Origin of the sequence: Campylobacter concisus (assembly GCF_002913865.1) — a bacterium.
Lineage (GTDB): Bacteria > Campylobacterota > Campylobacteria > Campylobacterales > Campylobacteraceae > Campylobacter_A > Campylobacter_A concisus_AM.
This window is the reverse complement of record NZ_POYX01000123.1, coordinates 1-15,237: the sequence shown is the minus strand read 5'-3', so window position 1 is coordinate 15,237 and position 15,237 is coordinate 1. Positions and strand designations below refer to the sequence as shown.

At 34.0% G+C, this 15,237-nt stretch carries 16 protein-coding genes and 1 pseudogene; all 17 read left to right on the top strand.

Translation table 11 applies throughout. The features are described from left to right. Positions 1-35: 35 nt before the first annotated feature. The 17 genes and pseudogenes from CYP77_RS07845 (at position 36) to CYP77_RS07765 (ending at position 15,232) form a co-directional block, all read left to right on the top strand. Complete coding sequence (locus CYP77_RS07845) at positions 36-314, top strand: TrbC/VirB2 family protein (protein WP_103568014.1); 279 nt, start codon at positions 36-38, stop codon at positions 312-314. A gap of 10 nt (positions 315-324) precedes the next feature. Further along, entirely contained in the window at positions 325-3,114 is a 2,790-nt protein-coding gene (locus CYP77_RS07840; protein ID WP_103568015.1) for a VirB3 family type IV secretion system protein, read from the top strand. Positions 3,115-3,125: 11 nt separating this feature from the next. Beyond that, positions 3,126-3,920 carry a type IV secretion system protein gene (locus tag CYP77_RS07835; protein WP_103568016.1) on the top strand — a complete coding sequence of 265 codons (795 nt, stop codon included), beginning with the start codon at positions 3,126-3,128 and terminating at the stop codon, positions 3,918-3,920. 9 nt (positions 3,921-3,929) lie between these two features. Further along, entirely contained in the window at positions 3,930-5,096 is a 1,167-nt protein-coding gene (locus CYP77_RS07830; RefSeq protein WP_103568017.1) for a type IV secretion system protein, read from the top strand. Position 5,097: 1 nt separating this feature from the next. Next, on the top strand, positions 5,098-5,343 hold the full coding sequence (locus CYP77_RS07825) for a hypothetical protein (RefSeq protein WP_103568018.1): 246 nt from the start codon (positions 5,098-5,100) through the stop codon (positions 5,341-5,343). A gap of 1 nt (position 5,344) precedes the next feature. Continuing rightward, entirely contained in the window at positions 5,345-6,049 is a 705-nt protein-coding gene (locus CYP77_RS07820; RefSeq protein WP_103568019.1) for a virB8 family protein, read from the top strand. Positions 6,050-6,051: 2 nt separating this feature from the next. Next, positions 6,052-6,327, top strand: a complete 276-nt coding sequence (locus tag CYP77_RS07815; RefSeq protein ID WP_103568020.1) for a hypothetical protein — start codon at positions 6,052-6,054, stop codon at positions 6,325-6,327. Positions 6,328-6,330: 3 nt separating this feature from the next. After that, the gene (locus CYP77_RS07810; protein WP_103568021.1) at positions 6,331-6,879 is read left to right on the top strand and encodes a hypothetical protein; all 549 of its coding nucleotides are present in this window, start codon (positions 6,331-6,333) and stop codon (positions 6,877-6,879) included. Then, positions 6,880-7,827: a P-type conjugative transfer protein VirB9 gene (gene virB9 / locus CYP77_RS07805; protein WP_103568022.1), complete on the top strand. Its 948-nt coding sequence runs from the start codon at positions 6,880-6,882 to the stop codon at positions 7,825-7,827. Beyond that, positions 7,814-8,959, top strand: coding sequence for a type IV secretion system protein VirB10 (virB10, locus tag CYP77_RS07800; protein WP_258032456.1), 1,146 nt, complete (start codon positions 7,814-7,816; stop codon positions 8,957-8,959). Before virB9 ends, virB10 begins: the two co-directional genes overlap by 14 nt. After that, on the top strand, positions 8,956-9,957 hold the full coding sequence (locus CYP77_RS07795; protein ID WP_103568023.1) for an ATPase, T2SS/T4P/T4SS family: 1,002 nt from the start codon (positions 8,956-8,958) through the stop codon (positions 9,955-9,957). The genes virB10 and CYP77_RS07795 overlap by 4 nt, the downstream gene beginning before the upstream one ends. Further along, positions 9,954-11,747: pseudogene (locus CYP77_RS07790) on the top strand (type IV secretory system conjugative DNA transfer family protein); the annotation flags it as partial. The gene CYP77_RS07795 and the pseudogene CYP77_RS07790, both read left to right, overlap by 4 nt. 363 nt (positions 11,748-12,110) lie before the next feature. Next, a complete protein-coding gene (locus CYP77_RS07785) occupies positions 12,111-12,332 on the top strand; it encodes a DNA-binding protein (protein ID WP_103568025.1) in 222 nt (73 codons plus the stop codon). Between the two features lie 16 nt (positions 12,333-12,348). Beyond that, positions 12,349-12,819, top strand: a complete 471-nt coding sequence (locus CYP77_RS07780) for a cag pathogenicity island Cag12 family protein (RefSeq protein ID WP_181000159.1) — start codon at positions 12,349-12,351, stop codon at positions 12,817-12,819. Next, positions 12,776-13,480: a TrbM/KikA/MpfK family conjugal transfer protein gene (locus tag CYP77_RS07775; RefSeq protein WP_103568026.1), complete on the top strand. Its 705-nt coding sequence runs from the start codon at positions 12,776-12,778 to the stop codon at positions 13,478-13,480. Before CYP77_RS07780 ends, CYP77_RS07775 begins: the two co-directional genes overlap by 44 nt. Next, positions 13,480-14,451: a hypothetical protein gene (locus CYP77_RS07770; protein ID WP_103568027.1), complete on the top strand. Its 972-nt coding sequence runs from the start codon at positions 13,480-13,482 to the stop codon at positions 14,449-14,451. Before CYP77_RS07775 ends, CYP77_RS07770 begins: the two co-directional genes overlap by 1 nt. 34 nt (positions 14,452-14,485) lie before the next feature. Further along, positions 14,486-15,232, top strand: a complete 747-nt coding sequence (locus tag CYP77_RS07765) for a hypothetical protein (protein ID WP_103599734.1) — start codon at positions 14,486-14,488, stop codon at positions 15,230-15,232. The last annotated feature ends 5 nt before the right edge of the window (positions 15,233-15,237 follow it).

Below are 15,237 nucleotides of genomic sequence, written 5' to 3'. Positions count from 1 at the left end.
ATAAAAATCGCTTTCTAAAATCTAGCTCTACTTCAATCTCATATTTCAAGCAGTTTTCTGCTTTTCTGTTTTTATTCTTTTTCCCAAATTTTCTGTTTGCTGCTGGTGGAACTGGCTTAACCAAAGTGGATAACTTTTTTTCAACTGTGAATGGTTGGCTGAGTGCTGCTGGTGTCTTGATCATGACTGGTGCGATCATGGTTGCAGGCTATAAAGTAATGTTCGGCGGTCAAGCAATTAGGGAAGTTACACCTATAGTTCTTGGTGGTATTCTTATTGGCGGTGCAGCGATGATCGCTGGCATGCTCCTTTAAAAGATACTCAATGTTAACTCCTGAGCCTATCTTTAAAGCCTTGACCCGTCCTCCTATGGTATTTGGTGTTCCTATGGTGCCATTTATGATTATGGCACTTAGTTGGGCTTTATTTGCAATTTTTGCTAAAGTGCTATTTGGAAACGAATATTTGCTCTTAGCAGTTATGATTATTCCTACCACCTTTGTTTTCCAATTTATAGTCAAAAAAGACGATATGGCGTTTAGGCTTTGGGGGTTGAAACTTAGATTTTTTAGATCCCCTGCCATTAATAAATTTTATAATGGTCGGAAAAGTTATATGGCGAATTCGACATATACCAAGCAATCTATGCGCAATTTTTATCCAAGACTTAGCGTTGTTGGACTAAGTGAATTCGCAAATTTAGAGAATTTAATTCCGTATCAAACATATATAAATAATGTTGTCATCACAAAAGATAGAGATTATTTAGCCACATGGCGAGTTGATGGTATAGCTTTTGAAGTAGAAGATGACGAATTAATAGATCTTGCGAAAAACAAGCTTAATATGCTTGTTAGGCAATTTGCTGGTGAAAATATTAGTTTTTATTTTCACAATGCTAGGGTTAATACACAAGTTGGCTTGAACGATTATTTTTCAAATGAATTTTTAAAAAGTTTCTCAAAAAAGTATTATGAGATTTTTAGCTCTGAAAATTTAAAAGAAAACAGACTTTATCTAACTGCGATATATTCACCATTTAGTAAGGCTGAGAAACTACACTTTAGAAATCAAAACATAGATACGAAAAAGAAACAGATCAAAGCTCATTTGAAAAGTTTTCACCAAAAATGCATAACTATTGAACAAAATTTAAACCATTTTAAGCCACATAGACTTGGCATATATGAGCAAGATGGTGTAATTTTTAGCTCTCAACTAGAATTTTACAACTATTTGATAGGTGGTAAATTTACAAAAGTTCGTGTTCCAAATGCACCCCTAGACTTTTACCTTAATGGTAACTTAAATGAAATTTTTCCTTCACAGCATACTTTACAGCTAAATTATAATGATGGAACTAAGAAATTCGTAAAAGCAATTGAATTAAAAGACTATCCAAATGTAAGTTTTAGTGGAATATTTGATAGTCTAATGTATGCTAATGTCGAATATACCATAACTCAAAGCTTTACGCCACTTTCAAAAAAAGAGGCGAGAGATGAGCTTACAAAGCAACAAAAAAGATTAGTAGCAGCAGAAGATGATGCATTGAGTCAAATTGCAGAACTTGGCACCGCTCTAGATGAATTACAAAATGACATAATCTTTGGAGAGTATCACTTTTCTATTGTCATATACGCTGATACACAAAACGAGTGCGAGCACATTGCAAACCAAATTGCGGTCGTATTGCAAGATTTAGGATTTTTAGCAACACAAGCCAATATAGCTCTAGAAGCTACATATTTTGCACAGCTTCCAGCAAATTTCACGTTACGCCCTAGACTTCACACCATTTCGAGTAAAAATTTTGCTAGTTTTGTAGCACTTCACAACTTTCCACGAGGAAAACAATATGGCAATCCATGGGGAGATGCCATTGCAATATTGCAAACGCCAAATGCGCAGCCATATTTTTTTAACATACACCAAACAATTTTCGATAAAGACGAATTTGGTAAAAACGATGTTTTAGCAAATACCTTCGTTTTAGGTCAAAGCGGTGGAGGCAAAACTGTTTTAATGAATTTCACGCTAAATATGCTCTGCAAATTTAATGAGCCAGATACTTTTGCAGAAAACACTCCAAAAGAAAAACGTAAGGCTACCTATTTCTATTTAGACAAGGATAAAGGAGCTATCGGCAATATTATTGCCATTGGCGGAAAGTATTTAACCATAACAAGTGGAGAACCGACCGGATTTAATCCTTTTAGTTGTGACGCAACACCTGAAAATATACGTCGCTTGAAGGTTCTTTTAAAAATGTTAGTCACCAAAGGCAATCAAAATAATTTAATGTTAACAACTAGAGAAGAAGAGCAACTCAATCTAGCAGTAGATAGCGTCATGAGACTGGAAAAAAGCGAAAGAACTCATGGCATCAGTAGGGTTTGGCAATTGCTTCAAGAAGGCGAAAATGAGTCAAATTCATTAAAATCTAGATTGATGGCTTGGACTATCGGTAATGAATTTGGATGGGTATTCGACAATGAAATGGATACTTTAGATTTTAGCGACGAGAGTATTCTTGTATATGGTATAGACGGCACAACGATCTTAAAAGACGATGAAATTTCTCCATATGTTGCATATTATATTCTTTGGCGAATTATCGATATGGTTGATGGACGCAGGTTTGGCTTATTTGTCGATGAAGCATGGGATTGGCTCAAAAATCCAGTAGTGTCAAAAGAGGTCTTCAACAAAGAAAAGACCATTAGAAAAGAAAACGGCTTTTTGTTTCTTGGCACTCAAAGTGTCGAAGATATCGCAAAATCTAGTATTGGCACGGCAATCATGGAACAAAGCGAAACAGTGTTGCTACTAAGCAACCCAAAAGCAAAAGAAACTGATTTTTGCGGTTCCTTGGGTATGAGTGAAGCAGAATATCAATTCGTTAAAACAACAGATCCAGAGAAATATGAATTTTTAATACGAAAAGGCGTTGATTATAGGGCGATTGCCAAGATCAATCTATCACATCTGGGAAACATGATAAAAGTTTTATCAACAGCCAAAGTCTATGTTGATGAAATTACAAATATTAATGCCTTGGATATCAGTCGTGAAGAAAAATACCAACTCATCAAAAAATTATATAAATTTTAAGGAGAAGACATATGAAAAATAGTCTCGTTTATAGAGCAAAGAAAGCTTCGGTTATAGCTACTTCTGTAGTAATTCTATCATCTAATCTATTAGCCTCTGGTATTCCAGTAGTTGATGGTGCTGCTATAGCACAAAATCAAGCAACATTTTCGATGGAATGGATGCAAACACTGAAGGACTACGCTGAAAAAGTCAAAGTATGGGGCGAAGAAGCTTCGCATAGAGTCCAAGAAGTTAAAAAATGGGCTGATGAAAGAGTGCAATGGGCAAATGACCTATATACCAAAACAGGCATTAGGGATATTGTCAATTTTACAAAAGAGATGAACGAACTTTATAATGAAGTCTACGATACTGGTTATTCAATATATACACAAGCAACAGGTTTTAGTCTCGATAGCTTTGATGAAAGGGCATGGGATTTGTTTTTAAAATTTGGTGGAACAGACCAATGTTCATCAATAAGTGATATTACACATAGAAATATCTGCAAAAAGAATACCACAAGTGCTTTTAAAGAATTTGAAGTCGTAAATAGACAATTTGATCGTCTTAAGCACGAAATTAACGATCTCGACAAAATAAGCAAAGAAGTAGCTAGAAATAAAGGTAAACAAGAGGATCTAAAAGGTTCTATAGATACTTCAAATCAAATAGCCCTATTGCGTGCTAGACAAGAGAATAACTGGCGTGCCTATCAAAGAGACATGGATCAGTTAGAAAACGAAAGAAAAAGATTACAAGACGCAGAGTTTAAGATGACTAAAGATAGGCAGCGAGCGGCATTTAAAATTTTACAAAAATAGGCTCATAGTATGTATAAAGTAACAACTGATTCAGGTCGAGGATTACACGATCTAGTCATAGATATATCAGAGAATGTTGATAGTTTCTTTCAAAATAATTATTCAAACGGAGTGGGAGCACTTCAATCGTTAATTAATACAACTGGAAATATTCTAGCCGTATATCTTACCGCTTGGATAATGATCGAGGGATATAAAATTCTTTGGGGTAATGGCAAACAAACTTTTCAAAATTTTGCTTTTGATGCAACCATTAAGTTTGTCTTTATAGTCTTAGCAATGAATGCTGGAAACTGGATAAATCTTGTTTTTGAAGCATTCAATGGTGCAAAAGAATATGCAAACACCTTTTTGTCATATGACGGCAAAGGCTTATACTCAAAAATCGCAACATGGGCTGGATTTATGGGTGACTACTACGATGTGGTATGGGATCAGTCAAGCACTTTAGAGCTAGCATACATTATCTTTATAATTATTATAGCTTTTATTGGCTTTTTTATTGGTGCAGTCCCTATTTTGAGAGCGCTGTTTGTAAATACACTATCATTTCTATTGCTTATGATTTTAGCTCCATTGGCATTTTATTTTTTAATCTTTAAAACAACTAAAAATTCATTTGCACAGTGGTTCCAAATGGTTTTAGCAAATATTATTGCGTTGCTCTGCCTATCATTATTCTTAAATATTTTATTTGATTACATGTTTCCAAAAATCAACAGCAGTCACGATTTTAAGGATGAAGTATTTGTATTGGCTCTAGCAATGGTATTTTATGGAATTCTTGCAAATATAATGTGCGGTATGGCTACTGGAATAGCCGAAAAACTCACTAATGTTAGCCTTGATGGATTAGCAGGAACAGGCGTTGGACGTGCAATGGGTCTTGCAGGTGCTGTTGGGGGTGGTGCAATAGGTGGTGCAATGTTGGCGGTAAGAGGTGCTCAGGCAATGGGTGCTGGCAAGGCAACTGGTTTTATAGGCTCTCGTCTTTTAGGCGCAGCCACATCTGCAGCAAAAGAAGTTGGCAATTCAAAACTCGGTCAAAGCATCAACTCTGGAATAAACACGATTAAAAATTCTTCAGCAGCCCAAGCCGTTGGATCACGACTTAACCAAGCGAAAAACATAGGTTCAAAAATTAACAATTTTACAAAAGGTCAAGGTTGGAAATAAAATGAAATTAAATAATATTTTAAACTATAAAAAATATTTTAAAAAAATATTAAATTATATTTTAATATTTTTATCTTTACTTGTAGGCACAAGCTTTATGAGCGGTTGTGCCGCTCATAATTCTCCTAAATTTGAAAATAGCAGTAATCAAAAATGGGAAGATTATTTTGATAGTAATGAATACAAGCCAGTAAATGAAAATAGAGAAAATTTAGATCTCAAACAAAGCATAAAAAAGGCAATGTAAAATGAAAAGAGCTAATGATAAAAATGATTTTTTGGCTTCTAATAATCCAGATGATGTAGCAATTAGCTATGAAGCAAGCATTAGATACATAGCAGAACAAGCTAACAAGAGGGCTTATTTTATATCAGGTGTGGCTCTACTTATTGCTATCATCAGCGTTATCGCTGTTTGCTTATTGACACCATTAAAATCGGTTGAGCCTTATGTTATTAGGGTTGATAATACAACCGGAATGGTTGACATAATAACAAGCGTAAATAAAGCCGAATTCACAGGTAATGAAGCACTCGATAAGTATTTTGCAACAACATATGTAAAAGCGAGAGAGGGATACTATTATGATATTTTGCAAAGCGACTATGAATTAGTTCAAATTTTAAGCTATCCAAGCGTTGCCAGTGATTATTTGAGAATTTATGAAGGTGAAAATTCTAGAGACAAAGTTTTAAAAGATGACTACGAAGTAGAGGTTGATATTGTTTCGGTTACACTGGGAAATAGCGCTGGAGCACCTACTGCAACTATCAGATTTAATCAAATTACCAGAAAAAAAGGCGAAAAAATAGCTGTATCAAACAAAGCAAAGATTGTGACACTTTCATATGACTACCAACCAAATACACTCACAACAGAGGAAGAGCGTATTAAAAACCCACTTGGATTTAAAGTTAGCACGTATAGAGTTGATGACGAAATAAGGAGATAGAAATGATTACTTATGATGATTTCACAAAGTTAATTGATGTTATGACTGAGCTTTTAGCTCAAAAAAATACTGACATTGCAGAACTGGTGCAAGAGGTCGAAACCTTAGAAAGAAAACTCGCATTATATGAGCAGAAGGATCTATTTGAAGTAGTAGGGACTTCAAATATCGGTGATCAAGTTTTGAAAGTATATGAGAAATTTGTTCCAGATTTTGTAACAGATGAAGAAATTGCAGCAGCAAACTCCATTGCACCAAAATTTGACATTTCGGAGTAAAAAATGGATTTTAAAACAGCATATACGCACGATTTGCTTACTCAAGCCGAACAATGCTTCTCAGATAAGGAGCTCACGCATAGCTTTTTAAAATTTATTTTCAATAGTTCTAAAAATAGACAAGAAGCAGAGAGAAAACTAAAAGCCCTTAGGGCTAGAATTTTTCATTTAGAAGATATGGCAAAAAATTCTTACAACATGATCCTTGATATGCAACGCACTGCACAACAAGAAGAATATGAGTTAGACAAAAAACAAAGACAAGTCTTTGGCAATAGTGAAATTTATGACTTTTTTATAGATAGCAAAAATGATGAATTTATAGCATATCTAAAGGAAATGGCGCCATTAGAGCGAATAAATACAGCTATTAAACAATTTGAAACGATGAGAGCACGTTGTGATAGTCTAATAGATGGTTTAAGAAAAAGCTATCCCATGAAGAGTAATCAAGTCATTACACAAACACCACAAACAAGTTCTAAGGCGAGAAAAAGCAACACATTACAGCTAGATCGTGGCTTATATTTAAACAATACTGGGAGATTTTAAATGATAAAAAATAATAAAAAATTATTTAATATTGCAATAATTTTACTCTTAGCAATAGCAAATTTACACGCAGTAAATACTCCAAGGCTATCTAAATTTGACAAACGCATCACGTATGCAACATACAATGCCGATGACGTTGTCTTAGTTAAGTGTAAAGAGGGTTTTGTGAGTATTATAGAATTTGAAAAAGATGAACGCATCGTAAATATAGCAACTGGTTTTAGCGATGGTTGGGAAGTAATGGATAAAGATAACTATCTATTTATTAAACCAAAGAGTTACACCATAAAATCCGAAGAACAAAATATGACCAATGAAAGTGGTGAGCAAATAGAATTTTATGGTAGTTCGGTTATTCAACCAAATGCAGCTGATTGGAAGACAAATCTAATCATCACAACAAATAAAGATAAAGTTTATACATTTGATTTGGAGCTAGGAGAGATTAACAAGATTAATTACAAACTAACTTTTAATTATGCAACCCCTAAAGAAAAGATAGAAAAAGAGAAAGCCGAAAAAGAACTCGCCGAAAAAGCAACAAAAGAAAAGGCACTATATAAAAAAGAGATCGATAGAAATACAATACCTAGAAATTGGAACTTTGTAATGCATGTAAATAAAGATAGTGAAACTATAACACCTGATTATGCATATGACGATGGTGTCTTTACATATCTTGGTTTTAGCTCAACTAAAACTATACCAAGTGTCTTTCTCTTTGATGATGCCAATAAAGAAAGCATCCTCAATACTCATATCAAAAAAGACGGCAAATATGACGTAGTTGTGATCCACAAGACAGCTAAAAAAATTTTACTAAGAAGTGGCAATAAGTTAGTCGGAATCATAAATAATGGCTATGGTCAAAATCCACTTGATAAAACCTACAGCACTAATAAAGACAATATTCAAAGAGAGATTATAGACAATGAGCAAAAATAGAAGTAATGAAAATATGAATAATCAAGAGTCTCAAGTTGAAAGAATTGAATATGAGCATCCAGAAGTCGAAAATGAGCCAAGCAAAAAATTAATGGTTATTGCGGTCATGGTTTTATGTCTGGTTGTTTTTGTTATGGTTGGTCTTAGTTTTTTAGGGAAAAATAGAGAGGCAAATGATGCTGTAAAATCACAAGTTCAACAAATAGGAACTGAAGTAAAGAATAAAAATTTTGAGTTGCCTCAGCAAGAAGTGTCTCAAAAGAATTTTCAAGAGTTTCAAACTGCTCCAGCACCACAACAAACGCCTGTGCAAGTAGCGAGCAAGCCAGACCCTTTATCAAATACTACGGTAGTTCAAAAAACTATTTTTAAGCCTAAAGTTTTTAAAACTGGTAGTAGTTTGGCGATTGCAACAAGTAGTTCAAGCAAAAAAGATATATATGTTGCCGACCAAAACATATCTTGGGCAGAACAAGCCAAACGTTTTGAAGAAGACCAGGATTATGAAGGCAATACATACACTCCAAAAATTGCCGTAAAAGACAAATTTAACCCTAGTCTCTTGCTTCAAAAAGGCACATATATTGGTTGTTCGCTCGACACTAGACTTGTGTCTCAAATTAAAGGCGGAATATCTTGCACAACTAGCGAAGACGTATATAGCAAAGATGGCGTAACCCTCTTAATTGAAAAGGGAAGCAAAATCTTTGGCAGCTTCAGAAGCGGAGAGATGAATGATGGAATGAATAGAATTTTTGTTATTTGGAGCGAGATCAGAACACCAAACAATATTAACATTCCAGTTCAAAGTGGTGCTAGTGATGAATTAGGCGGTAGCGGTCTACAAGGATACGTTGATCATCAATGGCTAAAAAGATTTGGTGCTAGTATATTGCTTTCAATGGTAGATGATGTTTTTAATTATGCTGCGAATGGTAAACGTGACAATAGCTATGACTATAGCGAAAACACTAGAGACTCTACACAACAAATGGCAAATACTGCACTTGAGGAATTTATAAAAATAAAACCGGTCCTTTATAGAAATCAAGGAGATATAGTTGGTGTTTACGTCAATCGTGATATAGACTTTAGTAAGGTGTATAAGCTTACAATAGGTAGAAGAAAATGAGCACTGTGGGATTAGACAAATCTGCTATGCTGGATGGCTACGTCAAAAAGTATTTTGGCAAGTATCTAGATGATGAAAGCATAAATGAAATAGCTTACAACGGCGGAAATCTAATTTGGACTGAAGATATAATCGGTAATTGGTCTAGTCACGAAAGTGAATTAAACTTTAATGCTGCCCTATCTTTTGCTAATGCATGTGCCGCTTATAAAAACGATAAGATAGAAAGACAAAAACCTATTTTATCATGCATTCTTTCAACTGGAGAGAGAGTGCAAATAGTTATACCAAATGCTACAAAAGAAAATCATATATCAATCACCATTAGAAAACCTAGCAAGGTTCGTTATACGATAGATGACTACATTAATAATGGTTCAATAGATGCAAATATGGCAAATGAACTAAAAATAGCTATCGAAAATGGTAAGAATATTATTATTTGTGGTGAAACTGGTAGCGGAAAAACTACTTTTATGAAAACGCTTATCGATTTTATACCATTAGATGAAAGAATTATTACTATAGAAGATGTTGAGGAAATTAAATTTTGGGATCATAAAAATTTTGTTCAACTCTTTTATCCAAGTGAGGCAAAAAGCGATAGTCTAGTAAATGCCACAACTCTCTTAAAGAGCTGCTTGAGAATGAAACCCAGCAGAATTCTACTAGCAGAAGTTAGGGGTGGTGAAACATATGATTTTTTAAATGTGATTTCAAGTGGTCATAATGGCAGTATGACAAGTTGTCATGCTGGTAGTGTTAAGTCAGCCATAGATCGTCTTGTAATGATGAGCATGCAAAATACTCAAGCCCAAGTTCTAGGTAAAGATATGTTGCTTGATATTGTTTCAAATACAATTGACTACATCGTAGTTTTTAAGCGTCTTGGCAAGAAACGTCAAGTTACAGAATACTTGGCTAATGGCGAATATTTCATAAGAAATAATGAAGGTAATGCTTTTGTTGAGTCTAGCTTAAGGAACGCTAAGCAATGAAAAAAATGCAGATTGGTTTTTTAATTGCAATTGCCTTAATTATAGGCTATTTCTTGGCTAGTGTATTATTTTTTGGACTAAATCACAGTTTTAAAAAGCTTCCAAAAATATGGTATTTAGGGCTTACTTTTGATATGCTGATAAACGGCTGGTCAAAAGCATATTTGGCTTACTTTATTGCAAATTTAATAAGTTTCACTCTAGCTTTTTTACTACCATTTTTACCAAAGAAACAAAGCCTACACGGAGATGCAAGATTTGCAAATGCCAATGATGTAAAGAAAATGGATCTTTATGGAGATGGAATAATCATTGGTAAATTTCAAAACCGCCTCTTAAGATTTGGCGGTCAGCAGTTCGTATCGCTTGGCGCTCCAACACGTAGCGGAAAAGGCGTTGGTATTGTTATTCCAAATTTACTTGACTGGAAAGAGAGTGCAGTTGTTCAAGATATTAAACAAGAGTGCTTTGACTTTACTAGCGGATATAGAGAAAAAATACTAGGGCAAAAAGTATATTTATTTGATCCGTTCAATAAACGCACTCATAGATATAATCCACTAGCTTATATTGATATGGCAAGCGATAATGCAGATGGACAGCTAACTGATTTTGCAAATATTTTATATCCCATGACAGGCGATAGCACTACGCAGTTTTTTAACCAACTAGCTCAAAACTTATTTATAGGAATTTGTTATATCGTTCATGATCTTTTAAATTCAAAAGGTGGCATTTCGCTCCTAAAAGCTCTAAATATGGAGATAGATTTTACACTATATGGTATTTTGCAAATGAGTGAAGGTTTTAAAGGTGAAGTTGATATAGACGGCAATAGAAAAATTATATTCAAGGCATTTGATGATACATATAATGTTTTATCTGAGCTTGGACTAATTGGTAAAAAAGCTCAAATGCGTTGCCAAAGCTATTTCAAGATTGATAGCGATAACACAAAAAGTGGCGTTATGTCAAGCTTCAACGCTCCTTTGATGATGTTTAGAAATGACAATATGAGGCTTGCTACTTCAGCAAATGATTTTGATTTTAGAGATCTTCGTAAAGAAAAAATGACTATTTATGTAGGTATTACTCCTGATCAATTGGCAAATGCGAAGCTAATTTTAAACATATTTTGGCAGCAATTAATCTTGGTAAATACAAAAGAGTTACCGCAAGCTAATCCCGATTTAAAATATAAAGTGCTTTTAGTAATGGATGAATTTACTGCACCAGGCTTTTTAGGAATATATTTAAAGTCAATTAGCTTTATAGCTGGATATTGGCTAAGAAGCCTAATGATCTATCAATCAAACTCACAACTTGAAGCAAATCAACCTGATGGATATGGTAGAGAAGGCGCTAAAACACTGCTTACAAACCATGCTTGCCAAATTTTTTATACACCAAGAGAACAAGAGGATGCTAAAAAGATTAGCGAAATTTTAGGAACAAAAACCATTAAAAATAGGAGTAGAAATCTGGGACAAGGCGGTGGAGGAAGTGAAAGTGACACAAGTAGAGCCTTAATGCTTGCGCAAGAATTACGAGAAATGCCTTTTGAAAACGAGCTAATTACGATTGATAATGGCAAGCCTATTATGGCAAAAAAGGCATTTTACTACTCAGATCGCTACTTTATGAACAAGTTCAAAGAAGTAAGTCCAAGCCTTAGAGCGATCGATGGAGATAAATATAAGATAAAAGTGAAAGAAAATGGAAAGATACCAAATCGCAATCAATTAGAGAAAGCTATTCAAAATGGTGAGACAAACATAGAAGTCCCTATTCAAAACATAGCAAATATAAAAGCATACTTTAAAGAGCTTTATAATGATGAAAGTTCTAGATATAAAAATTTACCTGAAATAGTTCATGAAATAGATGAAACTCAAGAAGAATATGAAAAAAAACTTAGACTTCAAAGGGATAAAGATGAAGCAATAAAAGAAGAGACTCAAAAGCTTTACGAGCAACAAATAGTCGAACAATCGAGTAATGCAAATAAAAGTGTAGAAAATATCGATACTGATCCGGTAGCAGAAGAAACAATCAATGATAGCGATAGCATAGAAGAATTAATGGCTCAAAATGCTAGTTGCCCAAATTTTGATGAATTAGACGATGAGAGACAAGACTATAGTGAGTAGATAATGAAAGATACAAGCTTTTATGAAAAATATATAACACCAGCACAACTGGAAGAGATGTTTGGCATTAGTAGAGGACTTCAAAATAAGTTACGAATGCAAAAGAACTATACGGATGAGAATAGACAAAAACATTTACCTTTGCCATTTTTAAAAATTGGCAACCGTATTTTATACAACATTGATAGCATCAAACAATGGCTAGAAGACATAGAACAAAAGTAATTTCTAAGGAGACAAAATGATTAAATTTACGAGTTTGGCAAGTATGGCAGCTATATCCTTTTTATTTTTTGGATGTTCAAGCATACCAAAGCCAATAGAACTTGATAGTAGTAGTCAAATCACTATCAACCAAGAGCTAATTAGGCAAGAAAGACACAATATTCCGCTAGATCCATTCTTAAAACAAAATAACTGGACATATAACTTAATGTTTGAAAAAAGTGACGATGAGTATATACCAAATAATATGATTGTTAAAACATTTTATGTAGCGCACAATGCCGATAAGATCATAGTTATTGGAAATAAAAAGATAGCCCAAGACTACAAAGATTACTTGGCAAGCAATGGTTGTAAGAATATTGCTATTCATCCAGTAGATAGTATTGGACAATCTAAAAAACGCGTAAATATCTTATTTTTTGGAATGAAAGGAAAAAACGATGAAGATTATATCAAAAGCTTTACTAACTTGTTTGATTTTTAATAGTGCCGTATATGGAGCTGACGAGCTTACTGGGGATACAAAACTAGCATGCGAAGCTATTTTGTGCCTATCAAGTAGCGAAAGACCAAGTGAGTGTTCGGCAAGTTTAAGTAAATACTTTTCAATAAGAGCAAAAAAGGCACATGAAACGGCAAAAAAGAGGAAAAATTTTTTAAAGCTTTGTCCAACCGATACTGCTATAAAAACAGATCAAGATTACGCAAGTTTGATTGATACTATATCAGAGATAGGTGGGGGATGTGATGCTAGCGATCTTAACAAGAATTTAGACAAACGTCGTGTCTGGGATAGTGAGAAAGGACTATATCAAACTCAAATTAGAATAAGCCCAAACATGCCTGAATATTGTAAAAGACTTGCTCGTCATAATTATACAAATATTAAGGACTTGAAATATACTTGCGACACCAAGTTTTATGACGAGAGTATATGGAAAAGAGGATATGAGCTACAAACTATAAGTCAAGCTCAATACAACGCTTTAAGTAGCGATAAAAAAGAAATTCAACCAAATCCAGAATTTTCGAAATGTGGCGACATAAACAAAAGTTACCATTGGCGACAGAGTTGTCGTCAACATATATCTCAATACCTATTCTTTGAGAAGAAGTATTTTAGTAAAACATGCTGGGTAGACTGATGGAAAATGAAAATCTATTTGATAGCACTGGCTCATCTGAAGTTGCACCAATAAGAAAACTCGAAAGCAAAGATGAAATCATAGCTAGGCTTCAAAAAGAGGCAGAAAATGCCAAAAACGAGCTAGATAATGTAGAGCAAGGCAAAAAAGAATTGCAAGAAAGACTTGAAAGACTAGTTTATGAGCGTAATACAACAGCTGATATTTTAAAGAATGAAGTGGCGGAGCTAAATTCTAAATTTGAAAAAGCTGGATTGAAAATAAGCGAAAAAGGCGTTGTCTCTGTCTTAGATTATTCCAACTACCAAAAAAGAGTTGACATGAGTTTCAATATGTTTAATAGTGAGCTAAATTTGGTTCAACAAGCCTTTGAAAGATTTGCAACAGAAAATAATGCAGATTACAGTAGATACGTCAAAATGGTTCAATCGCTTATGGATGAGAGTGCGAAGCTTAAACAACTCTTTGAATACCTAAATGAATTTATGCTCAATCCTCCTAGTAAAGAATTTATGGCTCTCATGAATAATACACTTGCTATTAGGAAAATAGCTCAAGACTATAAAGAATTTGAAAACATCGCAGACATAACTAAAATTAAGGCAACCATGCAAGATCAAGAAGATGCCTTTAACGAGATGACTATGCAGTTTAATAATTTTGCTGAAAATCAAAACAAATTCTTTGAAGAAGAGCTAAATAAGATTGAAATTTTTAAGGATAAGATAAACATAAGGCTAAATGATACTGGAGATGAATACAAAAGATTTAGTGAGAATATGATCGCTCATTTAAACGATCAGTTAAAAGTTTTTGAGGTAAATCTGGCTGAGTATAAAGAAATTAGAGAAAATGAAACAAAAATACTAAAAAACTTAAAAAAAGGAGGATACGCACTAATAGGATTACTTTTCATGATGTGCTTGGCACTTGGTGGAGTTATCGGTTACGCTATTTTTTTAATCAAATAGCGTTATAAAAATTTTAACTTAAAAGGATAAAACAATGGCAGATTTTGACAGAACAGAAAACGGCAACGAAAAGAACCTTGCAACAATTTTCATAAGCAAAACTGAATTACCAGAACAAAACAAAACATTAATTGGCTTTGGCATGGAGCGTCCATACGAAAAAGATGGAAAAGAAATAGAACTTGGTGCAGTAAAAGCATTTTATGCTATAGAAAATGCTAGAAATTTTCTCAATGGTGTTGATTGTCGCAATCACCCAGTAAAAATAGAGTGCGGCTTACAAAACGAAAAGCACACTTTCTATACAGCATCTACTTGGATACACAATGGCATAAACGATAAGACTGGTCAAGCTTATAGTCTTCATAAAATGGCAATCACAATTCGTCCAGAGATTAAAAACGAAGCTGGCGAAATAGTTCAACAGCAAGAGAGAATTTTTGCTACAAAAAATAGAAATGGCGTAAAAGGTTACTCTTTTGATGTTACAAATGATAGTGCCCTCGAGAAAGAATTTTTAAGCAATATTTCCAAAGGCTTTAACTTGGGTCTGGTCGCTGAAAAAAATGAGACATTGGCTAAAAATCCAAAACTTATGGAAATCGTTAATAAAATTCCAGACAGATCAGCCGTAACAATGAATTATGACTTTGTTAAGCAACAAGGCATAGTCGTATTGCCAGAAACCATGAAAGCAGTCACAAAATCAGTAAGCAAAGGTGCTGAAATTTTAAATGGCGAATTAAAGCAAGAGCAAAAAAGTCAAGGTTTTGATAGCTAGTCTCA